Source organism: Amycolatopsis sp. WGS_07, from assembly GCF_045278895.1.
In the GTDB taxonomy this organism is placed as follows: domain Bacteria; phylum Actinomycetota; class Actinomycetes; order Mycobacteriales; family Pseudonocardiaceae; genus Amycolatopsis.
Map to the genome: position 1 here is coordinate 3,701,277 of NZ_CP136053.1, position 14,929 is coordinate 3,716,205.

12 protein-coding genes are annotated in these 14,929 nt (G+C 70.4%); 4 read left to right on the forward strand and 8 right to left on the reverse strand.

What is annotated here, in order from left to right; genetic code table 11:
• Positions 1-209: 209 nt before the first annotated feature.
• A complete protein-coding gene (locus tag RPX00_RS17715; RefSeq protein WP_406642968.1) occupies positions 210-1,484 on the forward strand; it encodes a PspC domain-containing protein in 1,275 nt (424 codons plus the stop codon).
• Positions 1,481-2,197, forward strand: a complete 717-nt coding sequence (locus RPX00_RS17720; RefSeq protein ID WP_406640690.1) for a response regulator — start codon at positions 1,481-1,483, stop codon at positions 2,195-2,197. Before RPX00_RS17715 ends, RPX00_RS17720 begins: the two co-directional genes overlap by 4 nt.
• On the opposite strand, the gene RPX00_RS17725 is transcribed toward RPX00_RS17720, so the two are convergent.
• Entirely contained in the window at positions 2,194-3,102 is a 909-nt protein-coding gene (locus tag RPX00_RS17725; protein ID WP_406640692.1) for a DMT family transporter, read from the reverse strand. The two genes, RPX00_RS17720 and RPX00_RS17725, sit on opposite strands and share 4 nt — an antisense overlap.
• Before the next feature lie 105 nt (positions 3,103-3,207).
• On the opposite strand from RPX00_RS17725, the gene RPX00_RS17730 reads away from it, so the two are divergent.
• Positions 3,208-4,110 carry a LysR family transcriptional regulator gene (locus RPX00_RS17730; RefSeq protein ID WP_116206532.1) on the forward strand — a complete coding sequence of 301 codons (903 nt, stop codon included), beginning with the start codon at positions 3,208-3,210 and terminating at the stop codon, positions 4,108-4,110.
• Between the two features lie 6 nt (positions 4,111-4,116).
• On the opposite strand, the gene RPX00_RS17735 is transcribed toward RPX00_RS17730, so the two are convergent.
• From RPX00_RS17735 to RPX00_RS17765, 7 genes are all read right to left on the reverse strand, one after another.
• On the reverse strand, positions 4,117-5,253 hold the full coding sequence (locus RPX00_RS17735) for a protein kinase domain-containing protein (RefSeq protein WP_406640694.1): 1,137 nt from the start codon (positions 5,251-5,253) through the stop codon (positions 4,117-4,119).
• 17 nt (positions 5,254-5,270) lie between these two features.
• The gene (locus RPX00_RS17740) at positions 5,271-6,911 is read right to left on the reverse strand and encodes a protein kinase domain-containing protein (RefSeq protein ID WP_406640696.1); all 1,641 of its coding nucleotides are present in this window, start codon (positions 6,909-6,911) and stop codon (positions 5,271-5,273) included.
• A gap of 212 nt (positions 6,912-7,123) precedes the next feature.
• A complete protein-coding gene (locus tag RPX00_RS17745; RefSeq protein ID WP_406640698.1) occupies positions 7,124-8,020 on the reverse strand; it encodes a hypothetical protein in 897 nt (298 codons plus the stop codon).
• A 252-nt stretch (positions 8,021-8,272) separates the two neighbouring features.
• Positions 8,273-9,904: a hypothetical protein gene (locus RPX00_RS17750; protein WP_406640700.1), complete on the reverse strand. Its 1,632-nt coding sequence runs from the start codon at positions 9,902-9,904 to the stop codon at positions 8,273-8,275.
• Between the two features lie 347 nt (positions 9,905-10,251).
• On the reverse strand, positions 10,252-10,557 hold the full coding sequence (locus tag RPX00_RS17755; protein ID WP_067588097.1) for a hypothetical protein: 306 nt from the start codon (positions 10,555-10,557) through the stop codon (positions 10,252-10,254).
• A gap of 57 nt (positions 10,558-10,614) precedes the next feature.
• Entirely contained in the window at positions 10,615-10,911 is a 297-nt protein-coding gene (locus RPX00_RS17760) for a chorismate mutase (protein WP_009072470.1), read from the reverse strand.
• 163 nt (positions 10,912-11,074) lie between these two features.
• Positions 11,075-11,509: a DUF1707 domain-containing protein gene (locus RPX00_RS17765; protein WP_406640703.1), complete on the reverse strand. Its 435-nt coding sequence runs from the start codon at positions 11,507-11,509 to the stop codon at positions 11,075-11,077.
• Positions 11,510-11,644: 135 nt separating this feature from the next.
• On the opposite strand from RPX00_RS17765, the gene pcrA reads away from it, so the two are divergent.
• Positions 11,645-14,056: a DNA helicase PcrA gene (pcrA, locus tag RPX00_RS17770; protein WP_406640705.1), complete on the forward strand. Its 2,412-nt coding sequence runs from the start codon at positions 11,645-11,647 to the stop codon at positions 14,054-14,056.
• Positions 14,057-14,929: the final 873 nt, after the last annotated feature.

Sequence of the window (14,929 nt, forward strand, 5' to 3'; positions counted from 1 at the left end):
ATCGCTCGCCCCCTGCATCGTACCGAGTCCCGGCGGGCGGCAGGAGGGTTCGCGGAATTTCCCCGACGGCGGCCGTCTGGGGGAATGGATCAGGGCCTTCCCCGATGTCCGGCCCGCTCTCGCGTGTGACGATGGAACTCGTGCAGGACTTTCTCGACATCAGCGTCCCAGGGCGGGTTTCCTCGGCCACCGAGGAGCCCTCGACGCTCATGTCCGCCCAGGCGATGGAGGTCGCCGAACCGGAAGCGCGGCCCAAGATGTACCGGCGGCGCTCCGGGCGGGCCGTCGCGGGTGTGGCGAGCGGGCTCGCCGACCACCTAGGGGTTCCGGTCGTCTGGGTCCGCGTCGTGTTCGCGCTGCTGGCCGCGCTCAACGGGGCCGGCCTGCTCGCCTACGGCCTGCTCTGGGTGTTCGTTCCGCAGAGCGCCGAGGAAACCGAGACCGCGCCGAGGGCCCGCGACCGGCAGCAGGCGTACGGGCTGATCGCGCTCGGCATCGGTCTCGCGATCGCCAGCAGCACTTTGACCGGGGCCATCCGCGGCTGGGTCGCGGTGCCGCTCGCGCTCGCCGCGCTCGGTGCGGCGGTCGTCTGGCGGGAGGCGGACGAGTCGCAGCGGCGGCGCTGGCGCGTCGGGGCTCGCGACGGCCTGGTCGGGGAGGGCGGCCGGCTCGCCGCGTTCGTCCGGATTCTCGCCGGAGTCGCGCTGGTGGCCACCGGCATCGGTTTCGTGGTGTTCGCCAGCGGCGACTTCGACCAGGTCAAGTTCGCCCTGATCGCGGTGATCGCGACGCTGATCGGCGTCGCCGTGCTCACCGTTCCGTTCTGGCTGCGGCTGGTCCGCGACCTCGGCGAGGAGCGCCAGGCCCGCATCCGCACCGACGAACGTGCCGAAATCGCCGCGCACCTGCACGACTCGGTCCTGCAGACCCTCGCGCTGATCCAGCGCCAGGCCGACCAGCCCGCCGAGGTCGCCCGCCTCGCCCGCGGCCAGGAACGCGAGCTGCGCGGCTGGCTTTACGGACCCGGCGGCTACGGCAAGCCCAGCGACAAGCGGACCAAGGAAGAGGAGGAAGGCACCCGCCAGCAGCTGTCCGAGGCCCTCGCCGCGGCGTGCGGCGAGGTCGAGGACCAGTTCGCGATCTCGGTCGGCCAGGTCGTGGTCGGCGACGCCGAGCTGAACCCGCCGCTCACCGCGCTGGTGCAGGCGGCCCGCGAGGCGATCGTCAACGCGGCCAAGCACGCGGGCGTCGACGAGGTCAGCGTGTTCGCCGAGGTCGAGCCCACCGAGGTCACCGTGTTCGTGCGCGACCGCGGCAAGGGCTTCGACCCGGACGTCGTGCCCGCCGACCGGCACGGCCTCGCCGACTCGATCCGCGGCCGGATGGAACGCCACGGCGGCACCTGCAAACTGCGGACCGCGCCCGGCGAGGGCACCGAAGTCCAGCTCGCCATGCCGGTGAAGGCGGGCAAAGGGGTGGCATGACCTCGCTATGCTCGGGGGCAGGCGAAGCGAGGGAGTGGGCAGTCGTGACGGATAGCCAGCGGGAACCGGTCAAGGTCTTCCTCGTGGACGACCACGCGTTGTTCCGCGCGGGAGTGCGCACGGAACTCGATTCGATCACCGACGAGGTGCAGGTGGTCGGCGAGGCCGGGTCGGTCGCCGACGCGGTCGCCGGCATCGCGCGCACCCGTCCGCAGGTCGTGCTGCTCGATGTCCACATGCCCGACGGCGGGGGAGCCGAGGTGCTCCGCCGCGTCCGCCCGGAGCTGCCGGACGTCGTGTTCCTCGCGCTGTCGGTGTCCGACGCCGCCGAGGACGTGATCGCGGTGATCCGGGCCGGCGCGCGCGGGTACGTCACGAAGACGATCTCGTCGAAGGAACTCGTCCGCGCGGTGGTCCGGGTGGCCGACGGCGACGCGGTGTTTTCCCCGCGGCTGGCCGGTTTCGTCCTCGACGCCTTCGCCGACCGTCCCGGCTCCGCGCCGATCAACGACCCCGAACTGGACCTGCTCACCCCGCGCGAGCGCGACGTCCTGCGCCTGCTCGCCCGCGGTTACGCGTACAAGGAAATCGCGTCCGAGCTGTTCATCTCGGTGAAGACGGTCGAAACGCACGTGTCGAGCGTCCTGCGCAAGACCCAGCTGTCCAACCGCTACGAGTTGTCCCGCTGGGCCTCGGACCGCCGTCTGGTCTAAGCCGGAGTCAGTTCTTCCTCCGGGGCCTCCGCCGGTTTGCGCTGCAACCGGGTCAGCGCGACCCCGAGCAGCACCACGACCATGCCCGCGATCACGCGCAGGTTCAGCTGCTCGTGCAGGAACACCGCGCCCAGCAGCACCGAAACCACCGGCAGCAGATAGCCCACCACCGACGCGGCCACCGCGCCTTCGCTCGCCAGCAGCTGGTAGTTGAGCGCGAACGCGATCCCGGTCGAACCGAGGCCGAGAATCACCACCGCGATCAGCGCGACCGGGCTCAGGTGCACCGGCGTGAACCCGCCGAACGGCATGGCCAGCACCAGAAACCCAGTGGCCAGCAGCATTTGCCCGGCCGCGATCGCGTACGGCGAGGAACCGGTGTTCGACAGGTACCGGCCCTCGTAGACGAACGCGAACCCGTAGCTCGCCGCGGCGGCGAGGCAGGCCAGCGCACCCCAGCTGAGCAGCCCGGACGCCTGCCACGGCGCGAAGATCAGCAGGATTCCGCCGAGCCCGATCACCAGACCGGCGATCCGCGTCGCGTTCATCCGGTTCGACACCCCGAGGAATGGGGCCACCACCAGCACCCAGAGCGGGGTAGTGGAGTTCAGCACCCCGGTGATGCCGGAGTCCACAGTGGTCTCGCCGACCGCGAAAAGCAGGAACGGCAAGGCATTGTGGAAGAACGCCGCGACGAGCAGATGCCCCCAGGTGCGCTTGTCCGCCGGCAGGCTCCGGCGGCCGATCAGGCACAGCGCCAGCAGCACTACGGCGCCGAGCACGAGCCGCGCGAGCACCAGCTGCACCGGTGAAAGCGCCTCCAGCCCGAGCTTGATCCAGAAAAAACTCGAACCCCACATCAACGCGAGCGCCGCGATCCTCAGCAGCGTCTTCGTCTCGCCCACCCCAGGTTCCTCCTTCGCCTCACCAGCCAGCTTCGCGGTGGTGAGGTGTAAGGACAAGCGCAAATAACTGCATGGACAATTAAGTAAAGCTGTAGGATCAAACCCATGCTCGATGTACGGCGCATGCAGGTGCTGCGCGCGGTGATCACGAGCGGTTCGATCACTGCCGCGGCGAGGAATCTCGGGTACACGCCGTCGGCGATCAGCCAGCAGCTGGCGGTCCTCGAACGCGAAGCGGGCACGCCGTTGCTGGAACGCGTCGGCCGCGGCGTCCAGCCGACCCCGGCGGGGACCCTGCTGTCCGAACACGCCGAGACGCTCAGCGCGGAGCTGGCCAGAGCCGAGGCCGCGCTCACCGAGCTGAAGGAAGGCCGCACCGGCAAGCTCGCCATCCGCTACTTCGCCACCGCGGGCGCGACGATGGTGCCGTACGCGGTGGCCGCGCTGCGCCGCGAACACCCCGGCGTATGGCTCGATCTCAAGCTCATCGACCCGGGCGACCCGCTCACCGAGGTCGAGGAAGGCCGCGCCGACCTGGCGATCATCGTGTACCCGCGGCCGTCGGAGCCGGGCCGGGGCATCGAGCTGGTGCCGCTGCTGGACGACCCGTACCGCGCGGTGCTGCCGCGCGCGCATCGGCTGGCCCGCAAACGCGTCCTCGACCTGACCGACCTCGCCGACGAACCGTGGGTCGGCGTCGATCCGATCCCGGGCGCCTGCCGCGCGATCCTGGAAGGGGCCTGCGCGTCGGCCGGCTTCCACCCGAACGTCGTCGTCGAGTCCGAGGACTATCCGTCGGCGCAAGGGTTCATCGCCGCCGGGCTGGGCGTCGGGCTGGTCCCGGAGCTGGGCCTGGGCACGCCGCATCCGGGCGTGGTCGTGCGCCGGGTCCGCAATCCGCAGCCGAGCAGGCACATCCACGCCGCGGTGGCCGCGCGAGTCGCAGGCAGCCCGGCCGTGCAAACGTTCCTTGAGGCCATGCAAGAGGCGACCGAGAACGTCGCCTGAGCAGGCTCAGACGAACAGCAGCTGCGAAACGCCGATCCCGATCAGGATCGCGCACAGAATCGCGGCGACGGTGAGGATGATCCGCCGCCGCGCGGCCGCCTTCTCGCGAACCGCCTGCGCGGACGCGGCCTGCTGCGCCGGCGTCGGCACGTACCGGGCGGTCGGCTGCTGCATCGGCTGCATGGGCTGGGCCGGCGCGGGAGCCTGCGGCACCTGCTGGACCGGAAGCTGCATGAGCGGAGCCGGTTGCTGCGCGGGCACCGGCTGCTGCGGCGGCAGGATCTGCTGGGTGGCGTCCGGCAGATTGGGCTGCTGCGTCGGCACCGGATGCGACGCGGGAACGGTCGGCAACGCGGGCGCGGTCGGCGGGATGAACGCGGTTTGCTCGCGTCCCGCGGTGATCGCCTTCAGCGCGTGCACGGTGTCGTCCATGGTCGGCCGGGCCGCCGGGTCGGCGCGCAGCATCTTCTGCAGCGCTCCGGCGAGCGGGCCCGCGTTCTCCGCCGGCCGCTCCGGGGATCGACCGTCATCGCCGAACGGCGGCACGCCCTCGACCGCCGTGTACAGCGTCGCGCCAAGGGAAAACACGTCCGCCGCCGCCGACGGAGGGGCACCGCGGGCGACTTCCGGCGCGCGGTAAGCGGCATGCGGACCGCCGCCGGTGATGCCGATGTCAGTGAGCTTGACGCTGCCGTCGTCCGCGAGCAGCACCGTGTTCGGTTCGAGCGTGCGGTGGACGATGCCCGCCGAGTGGATCGACGCCATCGCGTCGCCGAGCTGAATGCCCAGGAAGGCGGCCTGTTCCGGGGTGAGCCTGCCGTGCTCGGCGAGGAACACCGACATCCCGCGCGACGGGATGTACTCCATCACCAGCCACACGTCCTGGCCGTCGGGCAGCACGTCGTACACCGTGATCGCGCACGGATGCTCGATCCTGGCCGCCGCCTTGCCCTCTTCCATCGCCATCGCGCGGGCCTGCGCGGCGCGCTCCGGCGGCAGGCCGACGGGCAGGTACATGCGTTTGACGGCGACGGTCCGGAACAGCCGCGTGTCGAACGCGAGCCACACGATGCCCGCGCGGCCCCGCCCGATCGGCTGGTCGAGCCGGTACCGCTCGCCGACGATGCTGCCTTCTGAACTCAATGCTGTCCCTGAATCGCTTAGCTGGTCGGACCCGTCGGCGGCGCGGCCGACGAGGTGTCCGACTGCGGCGGTTTGGTCGACGTCTGCTTCGTCGGCGACTCCCGCGTCTTCGACGGCTCCTCCGTCGGAGTGTCCTCTGCTGTAGTGGACTTCCGCGAGTGCCGCGTCGACTGGGTCTCGCGGGTCGCGCTTTCCCGGGTAGACGTAGGCGGGGACGTAGTGGTTGCTTCGGAAGACGGCTGTGTGACGGACGTCGGAGCGACCGCGGACGACGAAGCAGGCGGGGCGGGCTGCGAAGCGTCCGGGGGATTGCCCGGCGTCAGCAGCCACACGCCGAGCGCGACCAGGCCGGCCACCACGACACCGCCGATCAGCGCGGGCTTCTTCCACGAGCCGGGCTTCTCGGGTTCGTCGTCCTCGGGCGCGGTCTGCACCACTCGGGTCCGCGGAGCCGGTTCCTCGTCGTACGGGTCGTCGTCGTAGGCGTCCGGCACCGGGACCGCGCGGGTCGCGGCGAGACCGTTGCGGCTCGGATCGCCGTAGAGCGGCGGTTCCTGATAGCCGTCCTGGTGGTGATAGTCGTCGTAGTCGTCCTCCGGGTAACCGGAGCCCGGCGGGTACGGGTCCTCGCCGTAGTACTGCTGCGCGCTCGGGTCGTACTGCTGGGTGACGCCCGGGTCGTCGAGCAGCGTGCCGGAGTGGCTGGCCTGCTCCTCGTCCGGATGCAGCAGACCGGCCGCGCCCGCGCCGCCCGCCGCGCCCAGCGCGGCCGCGCCGAGGGTGCCCGAGGACGAGGCCATCATCGTCTCGTCGGCCGGGCCGCCGAGCGGGGTCTCGCCGCGCGCGACCGCGGCCAGCAGTTCCTCGCATTCGTCGGCGGTGGGCCGGTGCTGGGTCTCCGGGTGCAGCAGCACCGCGAGCACGCTCGCCAGCGGACCGGACTGCCGGGGCGGGTTGATCTGGCCCGCGGCGACCGCGTGCAGCAGGCTCAGCGTGTTCTCGGACAGGCCGAACGGCGGCTGTCCCTCGCAGGCCGCGTACAGGGTCGAGCCGAGCGAGAAGACGTCCGACTCCGGACCGGGGTCGCCGCCGATCGCGACCTCAGGCGCCAGGTAAGCGGGGGTGCCGGCGATCATCCCGGTCTTGGTGACCGTGACGTCGTCCTTGGCCCGCGAGATGCCGAAGTCGGTGATCTTCACGGTGCCGTTGCCGGCGAGCAGGATGTTGCCCGGCTTGATGTCGCGGTGCACGATGCCGACCGCGTGCGCCTCGCTCAGCGCGGCGGCGATCTGCGCGCCGATCCGCGCGACCTCCAGCGGCGGCAGCGTGCCCTTCTCCTGCAGCACCTGCGCCAGGCTGGTGGAAGCCAGGTACTCCATGATCAGGCAGGGCTGGCCGTTGTCGTCGGTGACGACGTCGAACACGGTGATCGCGTTCGGATGGTGCAGCCGGGCGGCGATCCGGCCCTCGCGCATGGTGCGCTGCCGGGCGTCCTCCGCCTCGTGGTTCTCCAGCCCTGGCTGGAGAAGAAGCTGCTTGATGGCGACCGTACGGCCCAGTACCTCGTCGTGGGCGCGCCAGACGGCCCCCATCGCGCCGGAACCGATCTTCCCGACGATGCGGTATCGGCCGGCGACCAGACGACCCTCGTCGCTCACGCGACCTCCCTTTGGGGCTCTGACTTCCCGGAGCGGGACTTGTCTACCCCAAAGGGGTGAGTTCGAACCCGCCGCAGCACCAGAGCGTAGGCACCTGCTGTGGACCGTGTGCCGGTTTTGCCGAGACCGACCCGTGACAAGGCTAGGCGCTCACTCTGCGCACACGCACGCGGCACACTCCGGGCGTCCAGGCATAACCACGTTCGCGCAGGTCAGGAATAGACTGCGGACAGCACGCGGGCCTGGGAGATCACATCCTGCTCGACGACCTCGAACAATTGGGTCACGCGCAAGAGGGTGCCGTCGGCTTGGCGGACCAGTGCCACGGCGAAGACCGAACCGTCGTCCTGGACGTGCAGTTCCTGTACGTCGATCGAGTCGGCCCCGCTCCACGCGCGGACCAGGTCGCCCGTTTCGCCGCGCGCGACGTTCGGCGTGAGCAGCGAAAGCGCGTTGTCCGGATGGTGGTCGATCGAGGCGTAGAACTTGCGCACCGCTTCGAGTTTCACCGGATCCGGTGCGGCTGCCGATGAGGTGGCGGACTTCTGCGACTTGGCCGAGGGCGAGGTGCTCGACGAGGCCGAAGACGACGTGCCAGAGGTGGTTTCCGGCGTCGTGGTGCCCGAATCCGTCGTCGTCGCGGGCGCGGTGCCGGTGTGCTTGGTCTGCGCGGTGCTTTCGCCGTGTCCCGACGTGGTGCCGCCGGAGGAGTGCGTCTTGCGCTGCTGAGGCACGGCCTGGCCGCCGAGCGCTGCCGCGCCGCTGAACCCGGCCGGCATCGCCGTTTCCCCGGCGACCGGCACGGTGGGCCGCGGGCCGCCGCTGAGCAGCGAGGCGGTGACGACAGCTCCGGCAACCAGCGCGCCTGCCCCGACGAGCCCGGCCAGCTTCGCGCGGCGGGCGAGCTTGCTTTCGGGTTCCTCGACGGGTTCCTCGGCCCGGACGACCGGGCGGCGGCTGCGCGGCGGCAGGTACTTCTGCGGTTCGCGGAACACCTGCTCGAGATACTCGCGGTCGGCTTCGGCCACGTCCTCGAGCAGCTCCGGCGGAATCACGTCCTCGACGCGCACGGCGTCGGGTTCTCGCCGGGTTCGCTGCCGTTCAAGCACGAAAGTCCTCGCTATGGGGGTTCGGGGCAGGACACAGCGCGGTGGCGGTGTCCTCGGGGCGGTCCGGCCGATTCGTGGTCGGCGCCAGACCTCGTAGTCGCCAGGTAACCCTGTGCCGACAGACGGCCGCCAGACCTCGTCGCCGGAATGCCGCCGTCGTACGACGAACGGCAGCTTATGTCACCCAACCGGACGAGGGAATAACCGCTCACCGCTCCGCACGTGCATCGGCATTTGCAGACAGTGTGCTGGTCAGCGCCCGTCGTCGGTGATCTTCCCGTTGTCGTCGAAGGTGAGCGTGCGCTGCTCGGTGCTCTTGCTGCCGTCCTGGTGCGTGACCTCGACGGTGTTCACCGTGGTGCCGTGCTCCGGGTCGATGGTGACCTTCTTGACCTCGAAGTACGCGACGTCGGCGTAGCGCTTGCGCAGCCCTTGCGAGCCCTCCTGCTTGAGGTCGCCGGACGTGACCGCCGAGGCCTTCGACGGATCGGTGGTGACGTTGTTGAAGAACGTCTCCGAGTTGTTGCCCATCTTGTTCGGGTCGTTGGCGGTGAAGTACGGCGGTTCTTTCGTCTCCCGCTGAGCGGGAGTGACCGGCGGCTTCTCCGGCGGTTCGCTGGACGAGGGCGAGTCCGTGGTCGTCGGCCCGGACGAGGTGCTGCCGGTGTCCGGGCTGGACGCGGTGGTCTTTCCGGCGGAGCTGCTGCTCGCGGAACTGCTCGCGCTGGCGCCCTGCTGCGGATGCGTGCCGTTGTCCGAGGTGACGCCGTCCGGGCTGGTGCTGGTTCCGCTGCGCGGGACGTTGCCGCCGACCCCGCCGTGCTGCCCGTTCGGGATGAGCGCGCTGAGGTTCGGGTTGCCGCCGTTCTGCCTGCCGGGCCAGCCGCCGCCACCGACCGCGTCGGTCGTCGTGGCGGTGGGCCCGCCGACCAGGAATGTCCCGGCGAACAGCAGCCCGACGACCACCGCGCCAGACGCCCCGGTGGCGAACCACGCGGCCTTGCGCCAGGTTTTCGGCGGGGTGACCGACGCGGGCACCGAACCGAGGTCGAAGGTGCCGAGGCCGTCCAGCAGCGGCGCGGCGTACACGCGCACCTCGTCGTCCTGCTGCTCGTCCTTGTCCAGCGGCGAGACCGCCGGTTCGCGCAGGGTGACGCGCTGGCGCCGGGGCGGTTCGTCCGCGACCGGGTTCAGCTCGACGCGTTCGCGCGGGCCCTCCGGAGCGGGCGGCCGGTTGGCCAGCGCGGCGGACGTGGTGGCGACGCGTTCCTGCCGGGTGCGCCGGGTCGGCTGGGGGAGCGCGCTCGACGGCGGCGCGAAGGCGCGGTGTTCCTCGGGAATGTGGTTCTGCGGGGGAGCGAAGGCGGCGCCGGGCGTCCGGGCGAGGGAGTCAGCTCGGCGGCTCTGGGATTCTTGCTGGCCGGGAGGGTTCTGGCAGCCGCGGGGTTCGGCCAGCCGGTCCGGAGCGGAGGCGGCCGGGCGGCGCGGGGGTTCGACGGGGTTTCGGCGGTCTTGCGGATCGGTCGCGGCCCGGCGGCGCTGCGGCTGCGGCAGCGGAGGTTCGCCGACCGGCAACGTGCCGCTCGCGGTGGGGAAGACCGGCTGGTTCGGAGCCGGGCGGTTCCCGTCGTCGGGCACCCGGTTCGCGCGCGGGGCGGGCGCGCCCCGCTGCTGCGGATTGTCGCTGCCCCGTTGCGCGGGAGCGCTGCCGGCGGCCGGGCCGCCGGTGCGGTGCCGGTGATGTCCGGCGGTGCGGGGCGGCACCACGGGAGTCCAGGTCCCGTCGGCGCGGACGCGGTGCCGTCCAGGGACGGTGACCTCGGCGTCCGACACCGCGCCGGGACGGTCAGCATGCCGCGGACCGCCCATCGTGTTTCCCGTCATGCCGGTCCGACCCCTCCAGGAGAGGGGCGTGACGGCGCCGGGGCGACCGTCAACCCGAACGGAGCAGGGAAGCGGAGAATGGCGCTTGCGTCCACACTTGCGAACTCCCGCGCAAATGCACGCGCACGCGGAGAACGGCGCGCGGAGCCGCAGCTCCCGCGCATCCTCCGGGCCTTGCCCGGCGCAGACGCCAGGGTCCTCACGGACTTCACAGTAGGAAACCGGCAGGCGAATGTCTTCACCCATCCTGCAACTTGCACCGGTTTCACTCGACCGGGCGCGCCCGAACGGGCGGCACGTCACGCAGCGCAGCGTGCCGCCCGGTGTTTGCCCAGTTCGGGGGCTCGTCAGCCGCCGCTGCGGTACTTCGCCTGCGTCGACTGGAGGGCCTTCATCGACGTCGCGCCGCTACCGACCGCGATGACGATGGCGAGAATGTCCAGCACGACGTTGCCGGAAGTGAGCAGCCAGGCGAACAGCGAGGCCGCGGTGGCACCGCCGGCCAGCGCCCAGCGGCTGCGCACGTACTGCGCCACCGGCGCCCCGCCCGCCCGCTTGCCCGCCGCGTTGTTCAGCAGCGCCAGGTAGCCGACGTGGCCGAGGGACGCCAGCACGCTCGCGATCGCGATGATGACGGCGATGAGGTTAATCATGTGTCCAGTCTGCCCGGTTTCCGTGCGGCGCGAATCGGGGATGCCCCGGATGCGGCCTCAGCGGCCCAGCCTGCCGCGGCCGAGGTTCAGCAGCAGCATCGCGAGCTGACGGCCCTCGGGACCCAGTTCGCGGTAGCGCGCCAGCACGTCCATCTCGCGGTTGTAGACGATTTTCGTGCCGCCCGCGGCCATTCTGGCCGCGCCGATGGTCTTCGACACCTCGACCCGGCGCTTCACGAGCCGGAGGATTTCGGAGTCCAGCCAGTCGATCTCCTCGCGAAGCGAGGAAATGTCCTCGCCCGCCGGGGTGTGCTCGGCGGGCTGTCCGTCGGCGTTCTGCGTCTGCGCGTTCATCGGGACCTCTCTGAAGTCCGGACTCCCCGTGGCCCAGGGACGGCGAAAGCCCCGGGTCCAGTGGACTCCGGGGCTGCGGGTGATGGCGGGTGGGGCACTACGCGATCACGGGAGCCGGAGTCCGGGTCCCGTAAAAAATCGCTCGCTGCTGTGCCGCACGGGTTCAGTATGGCACAGGCGCGCCCGGTCGCCGCCGGAACGCCCGCACCCGCGCGTGCAGCACGAGGCTGATGAACAGCCAGAACAACGGCATCGCCGGCCAGAAGAACAGTGCGCCGCCGACCGCCCATCGGACGATCAGCAAGGTCGCCAGCACCGCGACGATGCCGAGGTGCACCCGCAGCGCCGGATGGTCGCGCAGCGCGGCCCGGGTCAGCGGCCATCCGCCGCCGCGCGGCCGGGCGGGCTCCGGGCGGGGGAGGTCGGAGGTGAGTTCGCCGAGTTCGTCGGTGAAGCGGACGGCGTAGACCGCGCGCAGCCGTTCTTCCACCTCTTCGAGCGTGAGCCGTCCTTCGGAACCGGCGGCCTGGATGGTCTCGGCGACGCGCTCGCGGTCGCCGTCGGAAGCCCTGAGCCGGGCGGGAATCTTGTCGTCCATACCGTTCGATGCTCCGCGCGGGAGCGGCGTCGCGCGTCGGACGCGAGGCGACACTCCGGCGTACGTCCCGGAGCGCAGGCCGACCCCCGTGGCTGTGCCGGGACTGTCGTACCCCCGGGGTAGCGTTGACAGACGATGGACACCCTCTTCGATCTCCCCGCAGACCCGCCCGCCCGCGCTGCCCGGCCGGGAACCGCAGACCTGCTCGAGGACCTCAACCCCGCCCAGCGCGAGGCGGTGACGCACGCCGGAGGTCCGCTGCTGGTCGTCGCGGGAGCCGGATCGGGCAAGACGCGCGTGCTCACGCGCCGGATCGCGTACCTGCTCGGGCAGCGCGGCGTGCATCCGGGCGAGATCATGGCGATCACGTTCACCAACAAGGCCGCCGCCGAGATGCGCGAACGTGTCGCGGCGCTCGTCGGCAAACGCGCGAACGCGATGTGGGTGTCCACGTTCCACTCGATGTGCGTGCGAATCCTCCGCCGCGAGGCGAAGACGCTCGACATGTCGTCGAGTTTCTCGATCTACGACTCGGACGACTCGAAGCGGCTCATCACGCTCGTGGCGCGCGATCTCGACATCGACCCGAAGAAGTACGCCGCGCGCATGCTCGCGGTGCACATCTCGAACCTCAAGAACGAACTGGTCGACCCGGACGAGGCGGCGTCGAAGGCGGCCAACGACCTCGAGCGCCGGGTCGCCGAGGTCTACGCCGAGTACCAGCGCAGGCTGTCGAGCGCGAACGCGTTCGACTTCGACGACCTGATCATGCAGACAGTGTCGTTGCTGCAAGCGTTCCCGGACGTCGCGGAGTACTACCGGCGGCGTTTCCGGCACGTGCTGGTCGACGAGTACCAGGACACCAACCACGCGCAGTACACCCTGGTGCGCGCGCTCGCCGGCACCGAAGCCACGGACACCGGGATCGAGCCCGCCGAACTGTGCGTGGTCGGCGACGCGGACCAGTCCATCTACGCCTTCCGCGGCGCGACCATCCGCAACATCGAGGAATTCGAACGCGACTTCCCCAACGCGCACACGATTCTGCTGGAGCAGAACTACCGCTCCACGCAAACGATCCTGTCCGCGGCCAACGCGGTGATCGCGCGCAACCCCAACCGGCGCGCGAAACGACTGTGGACCGATTCGGGCGACGGCGAGAAGATCGTCGGCTACGTGTCGGACAACGACCACGACGAGGCCGCGTTCGTCGCCGGGGAGATCGACTCGCTGGCGGAGAAGGGCGAGGCGGACTACTCGGACGTCGCGGTGTTCTACCGCACCAACAACCAGTCGCGGGTGTTCGAGGAAATCTTCATCCGGCTGGGCCTGCCGTACAAGGTCGTCGGCGGCGTGCGGTTCTACGAGCGGCGCGAAGTGCGGGACATGATCGCGTACCTGCGCGTGCTCGCGAACCCGGACGACACGGTCAGCCTGCGGCGGATCCTCAACGTCCCCAAGCGCGGCATCGGCGACCGGGCCGAGGCAGTCGTGGCGACGCACGCGGAACGGGAGCGGATCTCGTTCTGGGCCGCCCTGCGCGACGCGGTCGAGGACAAGGTGGCGCTGCTGAACCCGCGCTCGGCCAAGGCGATCACCGGATTCGTGACGCTGCTGGACGAACTGCAGGAGATGGCGTCGTCCGGTACCGAGGTGCACGACCTGCTCGAAGCAATCCTGGAGCGCACCGGCTACCGCGCGGAGCTGGAGGAATCCGACGACCCACAGGACGCGTCGCGCGTCGAGAACCTCACCGAATTGGTGACTGTGGCCCGCGAATTCGCCGAGTTCACCGCCGAGGTCACCAACGACGAGAACGCGGAACTGGTCCTGGACGACGGTGTCCCGGCCCCAGGCTCCCTGCCGGCTTTCCTGGAACGCGTCTCGCTGGTGGCCGATGCCGACTCGATCCCGTCACCAGACGGCGGCGAGGAAGGCGACGGCGGCGCGGGCGTGGTCACGCTGATGACCGTGCATACTGCCAAGGGCTTGGAATACCCGGTCGTCTTCTGCACCGGCTGGGAAGACGGCGTCTTCCCGCACATGCGCGCCCTGGGCGATCCGGCTGAACTCGCCGAAGAACGCCGCCTGGCCTACGTGGCGATTACCCGTGCGCGGCAACGGCTCTACGTGTCGCGGGCCCTCACCCGGTCGGCGTGGGGACAGCCGCAGATGAACCCGGCGTCCCGCTTCCTGGACGAACTGCCGCCGGACCTGGTCGACTGGCGCCGCCTGGAACCGTCCTCACCCGGCTTCGGCAACTTCGGCTCGTCCTCGGGCTCGTCGTCCGGCCCGCGCGCGGCGACCACGTGGGGCCGCCGGTCCTCGACGTCGTCGAGTTCGAGTTCGCCGTTCGGGAAGGGCTGGAAGGACACGGTGGCCCTGAAACTGGACGTCGGGGACCGCGTCAGCCACGACAAGTACGGCCTGGGCACAGTCATTTCGTGCGACGGCATCGGCCCCCGTGCGACGGCGACGATCGACTTCGGCGCTTCAGGGAAGGTCCGGTTGATGCTGATCGGCAGCGTGCCCATGGTGAAACTCTGACGGCTGCGGGTTTTTGCTCGTCTGTGCCGCTGTGCCGCTGTGCCGCTGTGCCGCTGTGCCGCTGTGCCGCTGTGCCGCTGTGCCGCTGTGCCGCTGTGCCGCTGTGCCGCTGTGCCGCTGTGCCGCTGTGCCGCTGTGCCGCTGTGCCGCTGTGCCGTGGCTGGGCGGGAGACTGGCTTAGCGGGAACCAGATTCGGCCAGAGCAGCGCGGACTGGCCCGATTCGCGCTGCTCCGGCTAGCTGAGCCGGGTTTGATGAGCAGAACCGGCTAGCCCGCTTCCCACAGGCTGGTTTCACCGAGCCAGCCGTTTACCCGGAACCACATCCGCGGCACCAGGCCGAAACCATTACCCGGCCCGAACTTTCCCCGATCCCGCTCCACCAAGACTGCCCACCGCATGTCCTCCCAGGCCCCTAGGGACACATTTCCCCGGACCGAGTGAACTCCCCGACGAACCATCCGATCCTGTCGGTCCCCTACGGCATACTGAACTCCATCGAACACAAGTTCGATGAAATGCGGTACGCTGTGGAGGGGAGCGAGGGATGGACGCGGTGCTGTTTGGGGTGTTTGCCGCTGGGGTACAGGAATACCTGAGGAGAGTCGCGGGGACGGTTGCGGCGGGGGCGGCAACCAGGCCAGTGCCAGGGGATGTGGCACGACTGGCCGCGGCATGGCGAGCGTTGCTGAGACAGCACGCGCTAGGCCCAGACGGCAGATGCGTCGTCTGCGGAAGAACGTCGCGCGCCGACGAGGGGATCGCGCGATGGATGCCGTGGCGAAGACGTGCGGACATGTGCACGGTGTGGCAGGTAGCAGTCGCCTACTTCATCCGACGCCTCCCCGGCAACGACCCATGAGAGTCGGCCGAC

Excerpts from the sequence above, each read along its gene's own strand:
- RPX00_RS17715 (WP_406642968.1), top strand. The coding sequence starts at position 210 with ATGTCCGCCCAGGCGATGGAGGTCGCCGAACCGGAAGCGCGGCCCAAG.
- RPX00_RS17720 (WP_406640690.1), top strand. The coding sequence starts at position 1,481 with ATGACCTCGCTATGCTCGGGGGCAGGCGAAGCGAGGGAGTGGGCAGTC.
- RPX00_RS17730 (WP_116206532.1), top strand. The coding sequence starts at position 3,208 with ATGCTCGATGTACGGCGCATGCAGGTGCTGCGCGCGGTGATCACGAGC.
- RPX00_RS17750 (WP_406640700.1), bottom strand. The coding sequence starts at position 9,904 with ATGACGGGAAACACGATGGGCGGTCCGCGGCATGCTGACCGTCCCGGC.
- RPX00_RS17755 (WP_067588097.1), bottom strand. The coding sequence starts at position 10,557 with ATGATTAACCTCATCGCCGTCATCATCGCGATCGCGAGCGTGCTGGCG.
- RPX00_RS17760 (WP_009072470.1), bottom strand. The coding sequence starts at position 10,911 with ATGAACGCGCAGACGCAGAACGCCGACGGACAGCCCGCCGAGCACACC.
- RPX00_RS17765 (WP_406640703.1), bottom strand. The coding sequence starts at position 11,509 with ATGGACGACAAGATTCCCGCCCGGCTCAGGGCTTCCGACGGCGACCGC.
- pcrA (WP_406640705.1), top strand. The coding sequence starts at position 11,645 with ATGGACACCCTCTTCGATCTCCCCGCAGACCCGCCCGCCCGCGCTGCC.